We start from the raw sequence: 16,285 nt of genomic DNA on the forward strand, positions 1-16,285 counted from the left end.
ACCAGGGCCTTTATAATTCTACAAAATATAATAACAATTGTCAACTGGCCGTAAATTAAAAATGGAGCCGTCCTCGGCTCCACGTTGCGCAGTTAGGCTTTGGTGGCCCCTGCGAGCTTTTTCTTCCGCTCCGCGATCTTCGCCTGCGCCAGCGCAACCGCTGCATCCTGACCAGACTTGTCACGGAAAGTTCCCAGGGCGCCCTCAAACTTTACATCTGCAACGTCGGCCTCACGCTGCATCCGGGCCACAACGTTGTCAACAGAAACCGTCTCCCCCGAAGCCACAATATCACTTGCCATCTTCATTGCGTGCGCAGCTTCTTCTTTGGCCTTGGTGGAATGTTCCATGGCCTCAAGCTGCTGAATGCGCTGAACCATTGCGGCGTGTTTGGCCTTGAGCGCAGACACAGCTTCTTTCATCTTCCCAGCAGTTGTCGTGGCTGACTCAAGCTCTTCTTTCTTGGCAACAAGAAGATTACTTACACCATCAAGCTCAACCTGTTTTGCCGTTGCTACGTGGTCATTGTTTGGATCGTCATCGCCCAGGATGAGGTTGATTGCCCCATCCAATTCTGTAACACGTCGTTCCAAAGTCCTCTGGTCACGTCCCAGCGTACGGACGTAACCCTCTGCTTCAGCAGCAGCAGCTTGAAGGTCCGTAAGCGAACCCTCAAGGTCACGCACATATTGCTTTACGGCACCGGTTGAATCCAGATCAACCACCGTATCTAGAAGTTTGTGGGCCCTACTAAGGAAAATAATCCGTGCCTTCTCAAAAAGACCAGCCACGGTTCCTCCTTTCAGCCCTCAACGGGCTACTAACAGTCTAACAAAATTGGGGTGCATTGTCAAGGTTTTTTATGCGGAACGTAAGATACGTTACAGCGTGGCCGTTTCTTGCCCGCTGGCCGGAAAATTGGTATATTATTATAGAGTTGTGCCGGTGTAGCCCCGACGTAAAGTCGGGGGTCGGGATCCCGACCGTCAGCGTCGGGACTCATCCCACCTTTTGTGTCAGGGTAGCTCAGTCGGTAAGAGCGTGGCACTCATAACGCCAAGGTCGCTTGTCCCCCACCTATTCTGGATAAAACACAAATTAATACTAGGGCTGGGTAGCTCAGTTGGTAGAGCGAGGGAATCATAAACCCTAGGTCGTGGGTTCAATCCCCACCCCAGCCAAAACAATCCAGAATAGGTGGGGGATGAAGTTCGATTCCCACCCCTGACAGTCAAAAAGATGGGAGGACAAACAAGCGTTAGGTCATAGGTTCAATTCCTATCACCGGCACACGAAAAACCATGGAACAACGTGAAGAATACTATTTACTGCCGGAGGAAAAATGGGCTCGGCGGATAGCAGAAAGGTCCCAACTCTGGATATCCATTATTGAAGAGTCCGATATTGACCCCGAAGTTAAAAGAGGGTTGGTTGAACTTATAAAACTTAAAAGCGACAATAAAGCTATCTTGGGGGACTCGGTTGACGATTGGGCTTATACCACTATTAGCGCTCTGCTAACCAAGCTAACCAAGATAAAAAATGTCAGCCCCGCCGATAAGTCGGCATTATTTGAAAATATCCGGGACGATATTTGGAAATTTCATAAAGAATTAAACGAGTAGAACCGTGATTAAAAAAGTTAAGAGTAAGTATATCGTGCTTTCAGAGACTACGGGGCGATCGTTTGGAACGTACAAAACCTTGGCCAAGGCCCAACGCCGCCTGCGGCAGATTGAATTCTTCAAAAAATTAAAACAAAATCCGGCGTTGGTAGGACGCGGGTAAAAAATCTTTAAGAAAAATCAATGACCGCCGAAAAACCAGACGAAGAAAAACTAAACAAGGGGCTTCCTGACAGACAACTGCCGACCCAAGAGCAGATGCAAGAGGCGTTTAACACCGAGGGGCGCTTGATTGAAAAGCATCGCGAGTGGATTGCTTTAGTGTTGGATCTAGTCAGCAAGGGGGAAATCTCGCCCAATGGTAAAGTAGAAATTCCTATTGATCCGGAAACGGAAACAATTCTTAAAGCAGACCTTAAAGACGGAAATATAAATACGCTGGCCATTCATCTTATGGGCAAACAGGTTTTTTACATAGATTTTAGACGTTTACATCAATCGTTGCTGAAAAAATAAAACAGTAGCGGCCGCGAGTATATCTAAACAAAGCCCTCCGCTTGTCCCTAATAAAACGGCCATTAGAAACAGCCGGAAGTATTCGTCTCCTTGCCCGCCCCGCTTATAGCGGGCCGTTAGAACAGCCTGGAGTGTTCGTCTCCTTGTCACGGAGAAGGTCACGGGTTCAAATCCCGTACGGCCCGCTATGTGCGGGGTTCATAGAGAAGGTCACGGGTTCAAATCCCGTACGGGATTTGAGGGGGCGAAAGATAAAGTCTTTCGCGGGAAATTTAGCGAGCCAGTGAAACTGTGCGAGCGTTAAAAATTTCCCGGGGTTTGCCGAGGAGGCAAACTGAAAAACGCAAACTTCTTTGCGTTTTGAAAACCCGGGGTCAAAGCACTGCTTTGACGGGCATTTTAGCGAGCCGTCCTGAGTTTATCGAAGGACGTGCGAGCGTTAAGAAATGCCCGGGAATTTGTCGAGGAGACAAATTCGAAGGAGCGCGAAGCCTGCCGGAGGCAGTGCGTAGCGCGGGTGAGGAAAAATCCCGTACGGCCCGTAGATAAAATAAAGTGGTGGCGCAAGCTACCATTTTATTTTGTCTTATGGGCTAGGCGAGATTTGAAGGGTATTCCAAAACGCAAACTGCTTTGCGTTTTGGAAACCCAGTTGGGATCACGTGTATTAGTATGATAACTGAATAAAAGGAGCCACTTTTCTGTGGCTCGATGATTCACTCCACCAATCTATGATTCCTGTAGTAATATCGGGTCTCATTGAAGTTGCGAAGAGCAGCTGTGCATTCCACACATCCATAAGTCCACGTTGCTCCATGTTCTTCACAAAAATATTTATCCAACGGGCCTTCTTTTTTCCCTACGATTATCGTCTTTCCGGACTTTTTTGAACCTGCCGCGCTCTGGCTTGCTGCTATCTTTTTCATCCCCTTCAACACATACGAACGATCCATTGCTATGATTACATATTCAGATATTGGTGTCAACAAAATGACCCAGACCGACCCCCATCAAATCGCTCTCTGGAAAAGAGCGCGAAAAAGTCTTACAATGCTTGCACAAGCAAGGTTTTAGACCAACTCACACCGCAGGGTTGACAGCACTTATTTTTCCTGCTAATATGTAAGACAGCAAATCTAGAGAAAACGGGGGCAAGATGAATAAACTGCTTCTTGGAGTAGTGGTGTGCGCAGCAGCAATCGGTTTTTTGGTCGCACAAGCTCTGTCTAGTGAGCCAGAACAATTGAACCGATTAAATAGTGAGTTGGATGAACTTGAGGCATTTTCTAGTGTTGCTGTTGTGCAAATACGAAACAGTGATGTGTTGACAAAAGAGGAAAAAAATCAGTACGAAAAAGAATTTTTTTCTTTTGATAGGGCGTTGCTTGATGCACAGTTTAAGGTGTTGATCACTGCCGGTATATATGAAGCGGCTGAATTAAAGAAGCACGGAAAATTGGACGAACAAAAACTTGATCCGCTTATTGCGCTTCAACTTGCAGCTCTTAAAGACGCCGGCAAAACCCCACTTCAGTTCGTAGATGAAATGCTGCCAATAATTACAAATAGCGTCAATAAATTACAAAAAAGACGCAATGAACTTCAAAAAAAGTTTGATCCAAAACTGTCTCGGTAAGGCAGTTTTTCTTTCCTAAGCTATCATGAGTGATAGGGTAGGGGACTAAGCCACCACACCCTCATGCAGACAACTTCGGAATAAAGAAATACTCACTTTTACGCATAAAAGAGGCTAACGTCGTCTACTAACCTCCGACAGTTAGAAAACGGGTTGCTCACTTTTTTGAAATGAGCGAACCGTTTTTAAAATTATCCACCCAAACGAGTGGATAATTTTTGCTTCAAATAGGGGTTTATTTAAATAAGAATTTCTGCTAAAATACCCGAAGATGGAATTAGATATAGCACCAAAAAAAGAAGAGGAGTTAAGGGGAAAGCTCGCGAAAAAACACGACCCGGAAAGCGAACGACTGGTTCGTTTTCTTGCCATGCCCGATCTTTCCCGCACCACAGGAAGCCCTATTAATGAACTAGTACAGCGCATTATAAAGCTGAAGGATTTTGCGGACTTTGATATTATTCGGGTTCCGGAAATTGTGCCTGTGGATATAAGTTTTGATCTTTTTGATTTTCCGCAAGACCACCCGGCGCGCTCCCGGTCAGATACCTACTACGTGGACGAAAAACACATCCTGCGAACCCACACCACTATTATGTGGTACTACTGGCTGAACGAGCCAGAAGTAAAAAGTAAAATTGAAAAAGGTAAAAGCATTGGTGCGTTATCATACGGGAAAGTGTACCGCAAAGACGAAATAGACCGGCAGCATATGAACGTATTTCACCAGATGGATGGATGGTATCTTTGCCGGAAGGACGAAAAAATAATTACATCCGAAGATTTACAGAACGTGCTGGTTGAAATAGCCAAAGCGGTGTTTGGTAAGGACGTGAAATACCGCTTTAATGAAGATACGTTTCCGTATACGGACCCGAGTTTGGAAATGGAGATAGAAAAGAACGGAAAGTGGATTGAGGTACTGGGAAGTGGAGTAGTAAAGGGAAGCGTTCTTAAAAATTTGGGCGTTGACCCGAATCTTTATAACGGCTGGGCATTCGGATTCGGCTTGGAGCGCTTGGCGATTGTAAGCATGGAACTGCCGGACATAAGATTGCTCTGGTCTGAGGACGAGCGCGTAAAAAAACAACTGCGCTTAGGAAATAAGTTTAAAGAAGTCAGTAAATTTCCCCCCATTACCCGCGACATTTCCTTTATTGTTGATAAAAACTTCATCCCCAATAATTATTTTGATCTGATAAGAGACATCGGCGGGAATATAGTTGAAGAGGTCCGGCTATTGGATAAATATGAAAATCCGGAAAAATTCGGCCCAGACAAAATAAGCTACACATATCGAATCGTATACAGAAGCAACGAACGGACCCTCGAGACCAAAGGGGTAGATCCCATACAAGATAAGATATATCTGGAGACCAAAAAACAATTTAGGGCGGAACTTAGATAATGGGAAAAATAGTAAAGTATAAAAAAGTAATAGCAACATTCTCTGCGATTGCCTGGCTAGCTTTTATCTTTTCCGCTTTTAGGGGATTTCACTTTTGGTATGCAGGATTTGTCTTCTTTTTATGGCTAGCGCTCGGTTTGGTGAACTACGATAAGAATTCAAGCTTCTGGTTCTTAAAAAACAGGTTTGCTGGTTTCCTAAGATTCTTCCTTATCCTTGTATTCCTTTCTTTCGTTGCCGACTTTATTATGGGACAAAAGTTGGCAGTTCTCTGGTGGTATCCTCACTATAATTCACTGGACGATTGGCTACGTCTTTACTTTATAATTTATCCGTTTGGCGGTCTTGCGGTACTTGAATTAGTTTATTTTTTGTCCGGAATTTTTGGCGAACGATTAAATTTTGTGCAGAGACCCTATACATATGCGCATCGCCTCACTGATAAATTAGATGTTGGTCTCTTGTTATCTATCCTAATTATCACGCTCCTTGCCATTGGCGGGCTTACGAGAGAATATGCAAATTTAGTCATCTGGGGATTTTTTGCCTGGATGTTTTTTGGAACTTTAAAGCTTAAATATCATATAGTCCATTGGGGACACTATGTCGCAATTCTAGTAACTGCATTGTTTATGTCAGTTTTCCTGCACGAGATTCCAAATGTCGGAGTCTTTGAGTGGCAGTATAAAAACGCCCCGAGTCTTAATCAAGAAATACTCGGAATTCCTCTTTGGGTAGTTCTGGGGTGGTACCTTCTTGTCCTAGGTATGGTTCGGATTTGGATGTATTTGGTGCTAAAACCTAGACAAAAATAGCCATTGAATTTCCCCTCAAATTTTGCTATACTAAGATCGTACTCCTTGATTTAAAAATGGCGTATCTACACGCAATATCCGCCCACGAATTCTGCTGAATTTGGGGCGGATATTGTTGTTATAATAATCGCCTGTGGACAACCAAATTGGCAAAGAAAAAATCTAGGGCCAAAACCAAAAAACGACTGCCCAAACGCCCTCCTCGTCAAAAAAGACGGACTATTAGGGCTGGGTCAAAAACCCCCACAACAAAATCCGGCGAATCGTATACAGCCAAAGACATTTATGTTTTGGAGGGACTAGAGCCGGTACGGAAACGTCCGGGAATGTATATCGGCTCAACCGGAGTTGACGGCCTGCATCATTTAATTTGGGAGGTGCTAGACAACAGTATTGACGAGGCTATGGCAGGATATGCCAAAAACGTCGCCATAACGCTTTTGGGGAACAATAAAGTAATGGTAATTGACGACGGTCGTGGAATACCGGTTGAAACACATAAACAAACAAAAAAATCGGCTTTAGAAACAGTAATGACCACGCTTCATGCCGGGGCCAAATTTGGAGGCGAGTCCTACAAGGTTTCCGGCGGACTTCACGGCGTAGGGGTTTCGGTTGTCAACGCTCTTTCTATTTGGATGAAAACGGAGGTGTGCCGTGACGGATATCAGTATGCGCAGGAATATTCGCGCGGCAAACCCAAATATGCTGTAAAAAAAACGGGAAAGTGCCGAGGCTCCGGAACGGCAGTTACTTTTGAACCCGACCCAGAAGTATTTGAAAAAATACAGTTTGACTGGGAGCGAATCCTTGACCACATCAGACAACAGGCCTATCTCACCAAAGGAGTAAAAATTTCAGTGATTGACCGGCGAGAAGGCGGAAGGGCTAAAGATAATTCATCGCTCGAAACCCAATACTCGTTCTATTTTGAAGGTGGCATCATTTCCTATATTCAGTATCTCAACAGAAACGAAGCACCCAAACACGAAAATATTTTTTATGTCTCTAAAGAGGCCGGTATCGACGGGAAAAAACTTTTAGTGGAGGCGGCTTTTCAGTATACGGACGATCTGCAAGGAAAAGAGGTTTCTTTTGCTAATAATATCCACACTGGCGAGGGCGGCATGCATCTTACCGGATTCCGTACCGCCCTAACACGCGCCTTAAACGACTATGCCCGTAAAAATGAATACTTTAAAAAAGACGACGAAACACTTACCGGCGACGACGTACGCGAAGGAATTACTGCGATAATTTCTGTAAAATTGCGGGAGCCGCAGTTTGAAGGACAAACCAAGGCCAAACTTGGAAATCCCGAAGCGCGCACGGCCGTAGAAACAGTCGTGGGGGAATCAGTAAAAGAATGGCTGGAAAAATATCCGCGCGACGCGCAGGAAATTATTGGAAAAGCGCTTCTGGCGCAAAAAGCGCGAAAAGCTGCCAAGGCGGCGCGGGATACCGTACTGCGTAAAGGCGCGTTTGAGGGCCTAATGCTTCCGGGGAAACTTGCTGATTGCCAATCGCGCAATCCGGAGGAGTCGGAATTGTTTCTGGTGGAGGGGGATTCCGCAGGGGGCTGTTTTTCCGGAGACACAAAGATTGCCTTATTAGACGGACGCAATCTATCATTCAGAGAACTTATTCCAGAGGCAAGGGCTGGAAAAAAACATTACTGTTACACCATGCGCAACGATGGAAGTATTAATATCGCTCAAATTGTAAATCCGCGTCTGACCAAAAGTAAAGCAGAAGTCATAAAAATTATCTTGGATAACGACGAAGAAATTGTTTGTACCACAGATCATAAATTTATGTTGGCCGACGGCTCTTTTAAGGAGGCGCGGTGTCTGCAACCGCAAGATTCCCTTATGCCTCTATATCGTCAATTTTCTAAACTCGGAGGGCGAATCACTATTAAAGGATATGAGATGGTATACGACCCCCTTGAGCTCCGCTGGATTTTCACCCACCTTCTTTCTGACAGATATAATCTTGAACACAGCACCTACCTCGAAAGCGACGGCGCACATCGACACCACAAAGATTTTAACAAACTAAACAACAACCCAGAAAATATTATACGCCTCACCGATGAAAACCACTTAGAACTGCATCGGCGCTTAGCGAAAATGTTTCTTCATCGTCCAGAAATTCAGGCGAAAGCGACGGCTACAAAACGCACGGCTACCTACCGAGAAATGGCACGCCAAAAGACACTTGAAAAAAAGGGGCTCTTTAGCAGAAACGCAAAAAAACAATGGGAAAATGATACGTATAAACAATATATGTTGAAAAAGTTTCTGGAATTTTATAGGACACACGAGGAATATAGAAAAAAGAATAACCAGCTGCTTGATAAAATACAAAAGAAATACTGGGCAGATGAGAAGAACAGAGAAAAACAGGCACTGCGGACAAAAGAATTTTTCATAACTAATCCGGACAGAAAAATACGGCTTGCCGAAATCGCAAAACAACAATGGAGAGATGAAAAACTGCTACGCTGGCGCGCGTCAAAAACGCGCGGGCAATGGACGCCGGAATTTCGAGTAAAACGATATGCTGCATATAATCAGACGTATCTGCGCAAAGCCCTTGAAGTACTCAGGCAAATTTACGATAAATACGGGTCCGCCAGTGAACAGAAATACAACGAAATTCGCCAAAGGACTGGTGATAGGAACTTAATTAGACTTTCAACAGTCTGCCAAAGGTTTTTTGAAAATGATCAAAAAAAACTTACAGAGGCAGTAATAAATTATAATCACAAGGTTAAAAAAGTAATTCCGTTAGCGGAGCATATAGATGTATACGACCTTGAAGTCCCGGAGACACACAACTTCGCACTGGCCTCCGGGGTGTTTGTCCATAACAGCGCAAAGCAGGGCCGCGATAGAAAATTTCAGGCGATTCTGCCTCTTCGCGGAAAAATTTTAAATGTGGAAAAAGCGCGTCTGGACAAAATGCTCGCCTCCAAAGAAATTAAATCACTAATCATTGCTCTTGGCGCTGCCATTGGCGACGAATTTGACGAATCACGGCTCCGCTATCATCGCACCGTTATAATGACCGACGCTGACGTTGACGGCGCGCACATCCGAACCCTGCTTCTTACTCTTTTTTATCGCTATTTTCCAATCGTGGTTGAACGCGGTTACTTATATATAGCCCAACCGCCTTTGTATAGAATTCAGTCGGGGAGGGTTGTTCATTATGCCTATTCTGACGCGGAGAAAGATAAACTGGTTGCTGAATTTAAAAAGCAAAAATTAGAAACCAAACGCGTCCGGACAGAGGCTAAGGGTACCGAGGTGTCCGAAGAAGTAATGGAGGAAACAAAGGGTATTATTATTCAACGCTACAAAGGCTTGGGCGAGATGAATCCGTCCCAACTTTGGGAAACCACCATGGATCCGCAAATCCGTACCATGAAGCAGGTCACACTAGAAGACGCCACAGAAGCGGACAGAATTTTTGATATTTTGATGGGGGACGAAGTGTTGCCGCGAAAGAAATTTATACAAACTCACGCCAAAGCAGTTAAAAATTTAGACATCTAATCCATGCCGCAGTTTGAAGATTTTGGAGGAAAATTGCCGTTCTTTTTGAGGCGGCGCCAAGAGCAACAACCGAAGCAGGAAACATCATCTGAACGCCTTCAGCGTTTTATTGAGTTTGCCGCCTCCGAACTACGTCAAGAAGGAATAGCCGTTGACCAGAATTGCCGTATTGATATGGAGGCCTTTGCGGGTGTTTACTCCGCCCGGGTAATTGCCGAAGACAAACAGGAAATTGAAAGAATGAAGGAGAAATGGCAGAAAAACATAGCTGGTGAGATCAAAGATAGTGAAGAATTTGAGAAATTAAAAACTGCTATATTCTATAAAAACCTTAGGAACCACTTTGTGGTGGCCCGGGCTTCGCGATACGACGACATTAAAAATGGAGTGGACAACGTAATTATAGATAAAGAAAGCGGGGCCGTGGTCTGCGCCTTTGATGAGGTCGGGCAAACTTCCGGCAGCGACTATGAGGAGAAAAACCGCCGCATTCACGAAAAAAATGTCCATGAGCGCGGCGCAAAGCTGAAATACGGGATTATTTTTGAAACAGGCGGGAATCGTCCTACACCGAAACTGGAAAGACTTGATCATATACCAATTTTTTATCTCGCCCTTCCCCCAGCACACATCAGCGAGGGGCTAAGGAAATTTGATCCGGCCCTAGAACAGCAGTCCGACTACGAACAAAACCTTTTTACGTTTTTTATTGCCTCGCTTGAACAACAAATACAAAATCTTGAGCTTAAATCGCGGCAGCTTGCTGAACCTCTTCGGACGCGACTTAGTAAGTTCAGCGGCGCCCTTAAAAAACTGAAAAAGTAAAGTAGCTTGACAAGTGGTCCGTCCTTATCTATGCTGGATATAGAAAGGGGCCCGCGGGCCTTTTAAAAAGGCCGAAAAATGAATAAATTTATAACTTTCATAAAAGAATCACGGCTGGAACTCCAAAAAGTTACCTGGCCTACCCGTGAAGAAACTATCCGCTACACCATGACGGTTGTTGTTATTAGTGCGGTGGTGGCCATATTTTTGGGCGGTCTTGATTACATTTTTCAGTTTATTCTTAATAAGTTTATTTTATAAAAATATGCCCGAAAAAGAATTTGGTCAAAGAGAGGGTGGACTGCCATCCTATGATGAGGGAGAAGAAATACAGCGATTACTTGGGGGACCGTATCGGGAAAAATTTGTGCCGTCAGAAGAAATACCCGATCCTAATGCTGCCATCCCGGGACAAACTGAAGAAAAAGAAGAACGACAGAAACGAGAATGGCTATTCGCTGAATTCAGCACCCTTACCGAAGAAATGAAAACCACAATCCGCAAACAACTCCAAGAAGCAATTAAAGCACGGCCGGATTTAGATACATTTGCGACCGCTAAGTTTCTAATAGAGGGCGCCGTAAAACAGGCCGAAGAGGAAGAGGAAGAAAGGAAAAGAAAGAAGGGTTGGAAAAGAAGTTCTCGAAACTAAATAGATAGCTCCAAAATTTCGACAAATATGCCAAAACAAACATCGGAATTTGGCAGGAACTGGTACGCCGTGCACACTTATTCCGGATACGAAGACGCAGTGGCGCGAAACTTAAAACAGCGTATTGAGTCTATGGGCATGGAGGATAAAATTTTTAATGTCCTCGTTCCTGTTGAAAAAAAGATAAAAATTAAAAATGGAAAAAGAAGGACGGTGGAAGAGAAAATCTACCCGGGTTATGTTTTGGTGGAAATGGTGGTAACCGACGACTCTTGGTACGTGGTACGAAACACCCCGCGCGTAACCGGGTTTGTGGGCGCGGGCACCACTCCTGCTCCGCTTTCCCAAGAAGAGATTGATGTCCTGCTCAAACGCATGGGACAAGAAGAGCCTAAATTCAAGATTGAGGTCAACGTCGGGGATCCGGTAAAAATTATTGATGGTCCGTTTAAGGACTTTGACGGAAAAGTGGCCGAAGTTGATCAGGAGCGAGGGAAAATTAAGGTGTTAGTAAATATGTTTGGGCGCGACACGCCGGTGGAGTTGGATTCGCTGCAGATAAAGAAACTGTAATTGTTTTATGTTAAATGTTCTAGGTTGATGTTTATCCCCCCACCTTCCCAGAATACCCTACAGCTTGGTCTACTCCGCCGAAGCAGCCAGCTCACGCTGCGAAGGCTGGACTGCGGGGATGAATGGGCGTCGTAGAAATCCTTCCCGCGGGGTCCAATACCCAACTGGGAAGGTGGGGGGATTTATTGTTCTAAGTTCAAGTTAATGGCAACCGGACTAGAAAACCTTTGGGTCTATAAGCTTGCCGAGGATTTAGAAATTCTTGTCTACGAAATTACTAAGGGCTTCCCAAGAGATGAGTTTTACAGAAGTATCGACCAACTGAAAAGATCTTCGGCCTCTGTCGCAAATAATATCGCGGAATCCTATCATAAGTCATCCGCAAAAGAGAAAATACGTTTTATAGATATCGCCATGGGAGAGGCCGAGGAAACCAAAAGAAATCTCATAAGATCGTTTCGCAAGGGTTTCGTTAAGGAGGATAGTAAGCAGATCGTTGATGAATACACAAAACTACTTAATGGACTCGGTGCTTATAGAAAATTCCTCTTGCTTGGAAAGATAAAACCTAAACCTTAACCAAAAACATTAAACCTTAACTTAAAACATTGGACATAAAACCAAAATGGCTAAACTAGTAAAAACAATTATCAAACTCCAAATTCCTGCCGGCAAAGCTACTCCCGCGCCGCCCGTAGGCACCGCCCTCGGACCGCACGGAGTAAATATCGGGGAGTTTGTAAAAAAATATAATGACGCCACCGCCCAGATGGAAGGCGACGTTGTGCCGGTGGAAATTACGGTCTACGAGGACCGAACTTTTGATTTTAAACTAAAAACCCCGCCTGCTTCGGATCTTTTAAGAAAAGCGGCCTCGGTGGAAAAGGGTTCTGGGGAGCCGAATAAAAATAAAGTAGGCAGTGTAACACATGCCGATATTCGTAAAATAGCGGAGCGCAAACTGGAGGACCTCAACGCCGAAACTATTGAAGCGGCAGAAAAGATTGTGGAGGGCACAGCCCGCTCCATGGGCATTGAGGTGAAATAATAAAACTTGCGTTTTAAAAAAGAAGCCTATAGAATTAAAGGGCTTCTTTAAAAGTGGGGGCAGGACATGCCAGACCTGACCGAGGAACTTGATGCCCTTCAAAAAATTGAGGACGATATTCAAAAATCCGCCCAGAATGAAAAACAAACCAGAGAAGCGTTGGATAAAAGCTGTAAAGAGCTTAAGGACAGAGCAGGGGCCGCTAGACGAAAACTTATCGAGCGCATAAAGGGGGGCGAAACAACGGGCGATTCTATAAAAGACTTGGTGTTGGTAAGATATGGAGTTTTGGACGAAGAAAGAGAAAAGGTTTTCCGCGGGATTAACGAAAGACTCAAAAACCACCCCGGAGAATTTATTTTGATTCTTGAATGTCGCGAAGACACCTCTTGCTGCCACCCGCATCGACCCCACAATGAGCTATGTTACCACCTTGAGATAGAAATTTTCTTAGGTGTACTAACAACGACCACTCCGGCGTTGATTCTGAATAGCCGCGACGGGTCCTGCGCCCTGCCAACAGTAAAATACGTGTACTGGCGCAACCAGTCTCTGTCGCAAAAACCAGAACTTAAAAAGGGAAACGTAAAGTTTGGTGGGTGGTATGATTTGGGCAACGATCTTGATCAGATCCTTAGACGTGAATCTATTGCCCGGAACTGGCAGGAACCCCTAAAAAAGTTAGAGATCTTTATTGGAGACGTGGAAGTTGTAGGCTGGTTTAGGGAGCCGGCACGACAACAAGCCCGTGACTCACACTACAGTGAGGCCTGCAAACTTCTGGGCCGCACAGCTACCGAGCTTCCTGAAGTAAAAGAGGAACTTGCACGGCATCAGACAAGAACAATTGAAGCCCTTATTAAACTTAGTCACGAACGCCTAATACTGTCTGCAGAGGTCGGCCTTTTGTATAGACGAGAAGGAGAAATACCGCTGGGAGGTGTAAATGTTGATACAATCTGTGTACCCGATAAAACCAATCCCCTTACAGCAACAATATTGCTACGTCAGCAGTTGGCTAAAGTTGAAGAAAATCTCATAAAAGAACTGGAAACCGCAGTAACTCTTGGTCTGGGAGATACACCCTCTATAAAAGAACTCTGTCGTCAGTTTGAAATTAAACTGTCGCAGCCGTCGAGCTAAGCTTGGCGGTTTTATTTTTTTATGCTAAACTTAACATGGTTTTTCTTGGGGGAGAATGGATGATTCGCATTGTCACTCTTACTGGCGCGTCTGGTTCTGGGAAATCTACCATTATAAAAGGAGTTTTGTCCGGCATACCGCGTCTGGTGGAGCTTGTTCGCAGCACCACAACTCGTCTAAAACGCCCCAGTGATTTGGACGGCGAGTATGAATACATTTCCCGGCCCAAATTTGACGCTTGGGAAAAAAATGGCGTGTTTCTCTGGACAGTTGAAATGGTTGGGGTGGGCGACGAAAAGTACGGAACGCTTAAAACCCTTGTTGATTTTATCCTTAATAACCCCAAAGGAAAAATCGGCTTAATGCTCCTTAAGCCAGAAGCCGTGCTCACGCTTAAGTCCTATACCGAAGCAAAACTTGGCCAACAAGCATCAACTAAAATTGACAGCATCTTCATTAACTCTCCGCCCACGGGCATACTGCGCGAGCGTATGCTAAAACGCGGGGATTCGGAAAAGTCAGTTGAGCGGCGCCTTGAAGAGTGCAAAGACTGGGACCACATTGCCCACACCTCAAGAACTCCGGCCGGCGAAAGAACCATCAACCACTTCATAGACAACCATGAAGGCAGAGAAAATTTGGCCGTAGCTCACGTAATCCTTAGGATCCTGGAGCTAAGAAGACATGTTTGATCCCGCCAGAAGCGGGATCTTGTTTTTTGTAGAAAATTATTGCAGAATAACCATGTTCTTTAAAATCCAATGGGTGGACTATGCCACAAGATACGGGCTTTCTGCGGCCTGACGAGCTGCCGGATCTTCTTGCGAATTACTTGGAGAATTTAAATGACCCCGGAAAATTTCCCTTTACCCGCGGAATCTATCCTTCCATGTATCGCGGGAAAAAACCCACCCTGCGGCAATTTGCGGGACACGGCCTGGCCCAAGACACCAATGAACGTTTTAAGACAATCTTGGGTCTGGGCGGCGGCGGTCTTTCGGTTGCTTTTGATCTTCCTACGCTCATGGGGAAAGACCCGGACGACCCTCTGTCTCTGGGAACCGTGGGGAGCGAGGGTGTGGCCGTAACAACGCTGTATGACATGGAAAAACTTTTTGAAGGAATTCCCATTGATCAGATAACCGTCTCCATGACCATAAACGCTCCGGCTCCGATTATTTTTGCAATGTACATCGTGGCGGCAGAAAAACGCGGTGTAGCGCGAGCCCTCCTCGGGGGAACAATCCAAAACGATATCCTCAAAGAATACATCGCCCAAAAAGAGTGGCTTTTTCCTGTTGAAAAAGGAGTAAAATTCGCGGTTGATCCTATGGAATTTTGCGCCCGTCACATGCCTAAATGGCACCCCGTATCCATAAGCGGCTATCATATTCGGGAAGCGGGATCAAACGCGCTGCAGGAACTTGCCTATACTCTGGCCGACGGCATGTGTTACGTAGAAAAGTGCCTCGCCAGAGGACTGCGCCTTGAAGAGTTTGCTCCCCGCCTTTCTTTCTTTTTTGACGTCCACAATAATTTTTTTGAGGAGATTGCCAAACTTCGTGCCAGCCGCCGCCTGTGGGCAAAAATACTACGCGAGCGCTACCATGCCCCCCTTCCGGAATCATACGAAAATACCAAGGATCCGCGGCTGCAATCACTTTGGTGCAGAATCCATGCGCAAACCGCGGGATGCACCCTGACGCTTCAGGAACCAATGAATAATATCGTAAGGGTGGCGTATCAGGCGCTCGCCGCAATTCTGGGCGGAGCGCAGAGTGTGCATACCAACTCTTTTGACGAGGTTATTTGTACGCCCACAGAGAAGGCGCTGCGCCTTGCCATCCGCACCCAACAGATTCTGGTGCATGAAACCGAAATCTGCGATTGGGTTGACCCCCTGGGCGGATCATGGCTGGTTGAATCTCTCACCGATAAACTGGAACAAAAAGCAAGAGAAGAAATTGCATTGATTTACCGAAACCACGGGGGAATGGAGGGCGCAGTAAAGGCCTCCTACCCGCAAAGACAAATTGCCCGCGAGGCATATTATGACCAGAGGCGAGTGGAAAGAGGAGAACGAAAAGTTATCGGGGTCAACACTGCGGTTAACATAACACAGGAAGACGAGTTAGCAGATGTCCGTCGCGAGCTTCAAAAACGACGCGGTTTTGAAGAGCTCCATATTGAAAACGTAAGACGCATCAGGGCCGAACGCTCGCAGGAGGCAGTAGCGCGGGCGCTGGATGAGATAAGACGCGCTGCCGAAACTAATTTGAACCTCATGCCCGTCCTGATTGAGGCCGTAAAAACTTATGCTACCTTAGGCGAGATTTGCCATGCGCTTCAGGACGTTTGGGGTTCTTATCAGGAACGGGAAACCCCCTACTAACTAAAGGTCTTAGAAACCCCCACCACTTGGGGGTTTTGACTTATTGGTAAAGTTATTTAACAATGAGCCGGGGCGCGAATAAGCTCTGA

At 45.5% G+C, this 16,285-nt stretch carries 17 protein-coding genes and 2 tRNA genes; 18 read left to right on the plus strand and 1 reads right to left on the minus strand.

What is annotated here, in order from left to right; genetic code table 11:
- Nucleotides 1-92: 92 nt before the first annotated feature.
- Entirely contained in the window at nucleotides 93-791 is a 699-nt protein-coding gene (locus HYW89_02125; protein QQG45695.1) for a PspA/IM30 family protein, read from the minus strand.
- A gap of 317 nt (nucleotides 792-1,108) precedes the next feature.
- Between HYW89_02125 and HYW89_02130 the strand changes: the two genes are divergently transcribed.
- From HYW89_02130 to HYW89_02215, 18 genes are all read left to right on the plus strand, one after another.
- A tRNA-Met gene (locus tag HYW89_02130) sits at nucleotides 1,109-1,181 on the plus strand.
- Between the two features lie 120 nt (nucleotides 1,182-1,301).
- Nucleotides 1,302-1,625, plus strand: coding sequence for a hypothetical protein (locus HYW89_02135; GenBank protein QQG45696.1), 324 nt, complete (start codon nucleotides 1,302-1,304; stop codon nucleotides 1,623-1,625).
- Nucleotides 1,626-1,629: 4 nt separating this feature from the next.
- Nucleotides 1,630-1,788, plus strand: coding sequence for a hypothetical protein (locus tag HYW89_02140; GenBank protein ID QQG45697.1), 159 nt, complete (start codon nucleotides 1,630-1,632; stop codon nucleotides 1,786-1,788).
- A gap of 20 nt (nucleotides 1,789-1,808) precedes the next feature.
- The gene (locus HYW89_02145) at nucleotides 1,809-2,141 is read left to right on the plus strand and encodes a hypothetical protein (GenBank protein ID QQG45698.1); all 333 of its coding nucleotides are present in this window, start codon (nucleotides 1,809-1,811) and stop codon (nucleotides 2,139-2,141) included.
- A gap of 110 nt (nucleotides 2,142-2,251) precedes the next feature.
- Nucleotides 2,252-2,326, plus strand: a tRNA-Asp gene (locus tag HYW89_02150).
- 971 nt (nucleotides 2,327-3,297) lie between these two features.
- Nucleotides 3,298-3,777: a hypothetical protein gene (locus HYW89_02155; protein QQG45699.1), complete on the plus strand. Its 480-nt coding sequence runs from the start codon at nucleotides 3,298-3,300 to the stop codon at nucleotides 3,775-3,777.
- Nucleotides 3,778-4,048: 271 nt separating this feature from the next.
- Entirely contained in the window at nucleotides 4,049-5,185 is a 1,137-nt protein-coding gene (locus HYW89_02160) for a hypothetical protein (protein ID QQG45700.1), read from the plus strand.
- Nucleotides 5,185-6,000: a hypothetical protein gene (locus HYW89_02165; GenBank protein ID QQG45701.1), complete on the plus strand. Its 816-nt coding sequence runs from the start codon at nucleotides 5,185-5,187 to the stop codon at nucleotides 5,998-6,000. The genes HYW89_02160 and HYW89_02165 overlap by 1 nt, the downstream gene beginning before the upstream one ends.
- A gap of 221 nt (nucleotides 6,001-6,221) precedes the next feature.
- A complete protein-coding gene (gyrB, locus tag HYW89_02170; protein QQG45754.1) occupies nucleotides 6,222-9,563 on the plus strand; it encodes a DNA topoisomerase (ATP-hydrolyzing) subunit B in 3,342 nt (1,113 codons plus the stop codon).
- Nucleotides 9,564-9,566: 3 nt separating this feature from the next.
- Nucleotides 9,567-10,388: a hypothetical protein gene (locus HYW89_02175; protein ID QQG45702.1), complete on the plus strand. Its 822-nt coding sequence runs from the start codon at nucleotides 9,567-9,569 to the stop codon at nucleotides 10,386-10,388.
- Nucleotides 10,389-10,466: 78 nt separating this feature from the next.
- Nucleotides 10,467-10,649 (plus strand): preprotein translocase subunit SecE, encoded by a 183-nt coding sequence (secE, locus tag HYW89_02180; protein QQG45703.1) that lies wholly within the window; start codon nucleotides 10,467-10,469, stop codon nucleotides 10,647-10,649.
- Between the two features lie 4 nt (nucleotides 10,650-10,653).
- Nucleotides 10,654-11,040, plus strand: coding sequence for a hypothetical protein (locus HYW89_02185; protein QQG45704.1), 387 nt, complete (start codon nucleotides 10,654-10,656; stop codon nucleotides 11,038-11,040).
- 27 nt (nucleotides 11,041-11,067) lie between these two features.
- A complete protein-coding gene (gene nusG / locus HYW89_02190) occupies nucleotides 11,068-11,613 on the plus strand; it encodes a transcription termination/antitermination protein NusG (protein ID QQG45705.1) in 546 nt (181 codons plus the stop codon).
- A 204-nt stretch (nucleotides 11,614-11,817) separates the two neighbouring features.
- Entirely contained in the window at nucleotides 11,818-12,192 is a 375-nt protein-coding gene (locus tag HYW89_02195; GenBank protein QQG45706.1) for a four helix bundle protein, read from the plus strand.
- Between the two features lie 46 nt (nucleotides 12,193-12,238).
- Nucleotides 12,239-12,661 carry a 50S ribosomal protein L11 gene (gene rplK, locus HYW89_02200; GenBank protein QQG45707.1) on the plus strand — a complete coding sequence of 141 codons (423 nt, stop codon included), beginning with the start codon at nucleotides 12,239-12,241 and terminating at the stop codon, nucleotides 12,659-12,661.
- A 66-nt stretch (nucleotides 12,662-12,727) separates the two neighbouring features.
- Nucleotides 12,728-13,804, plus strand: coding sequence for a hypothetical protein (locus HYW89_02205; protein QQG45708.1), 1,077 nt, complete (start codon nucleotides 12,728-12,730; stop codon nucleotides 13,802-13,804).
- 35 nt (nucleotides 13,805-13,839) lie between these two features.
- Nucleotides 13,840-14,496 carry a hypothetical protein gene (locus tag HYW89_02210; protein ID QQG45709.1) on the plus strand — a complete coding sequence of 219 codons (657 nt, stop codon included), beginning with the start codon at nucleotides 13,840-13,842 and terminating at the stop codon, nucleotides 14,494-14,496.
- Between the two features lie 80 nt (nucleotides 14,497-14,576).
- Nucleotides 14,577-16,196 carry a methylmalonyl-CoA mutase gene (locus HYW89_02215; protein ID QQG45710.1) on the plus strand — a complete coding sequence of 540 codons (1,620 nt, stop codon included), beginning with the start codon at nucleotides 14,577-14,579 and terminating at the stop codon, nucleotides 16,194-16,196.
- Nucleotides 16,197-16,285: the final 89 nt, after the last annotated feature.

The organism is Candidatus Sungiibacteriota bacterium, assembly GCA_016432465.1.
Classification (GTDB): Bacteria; Patescibacteriota; Minisyncoccia; order Sungbacterales; family HO2-52-23.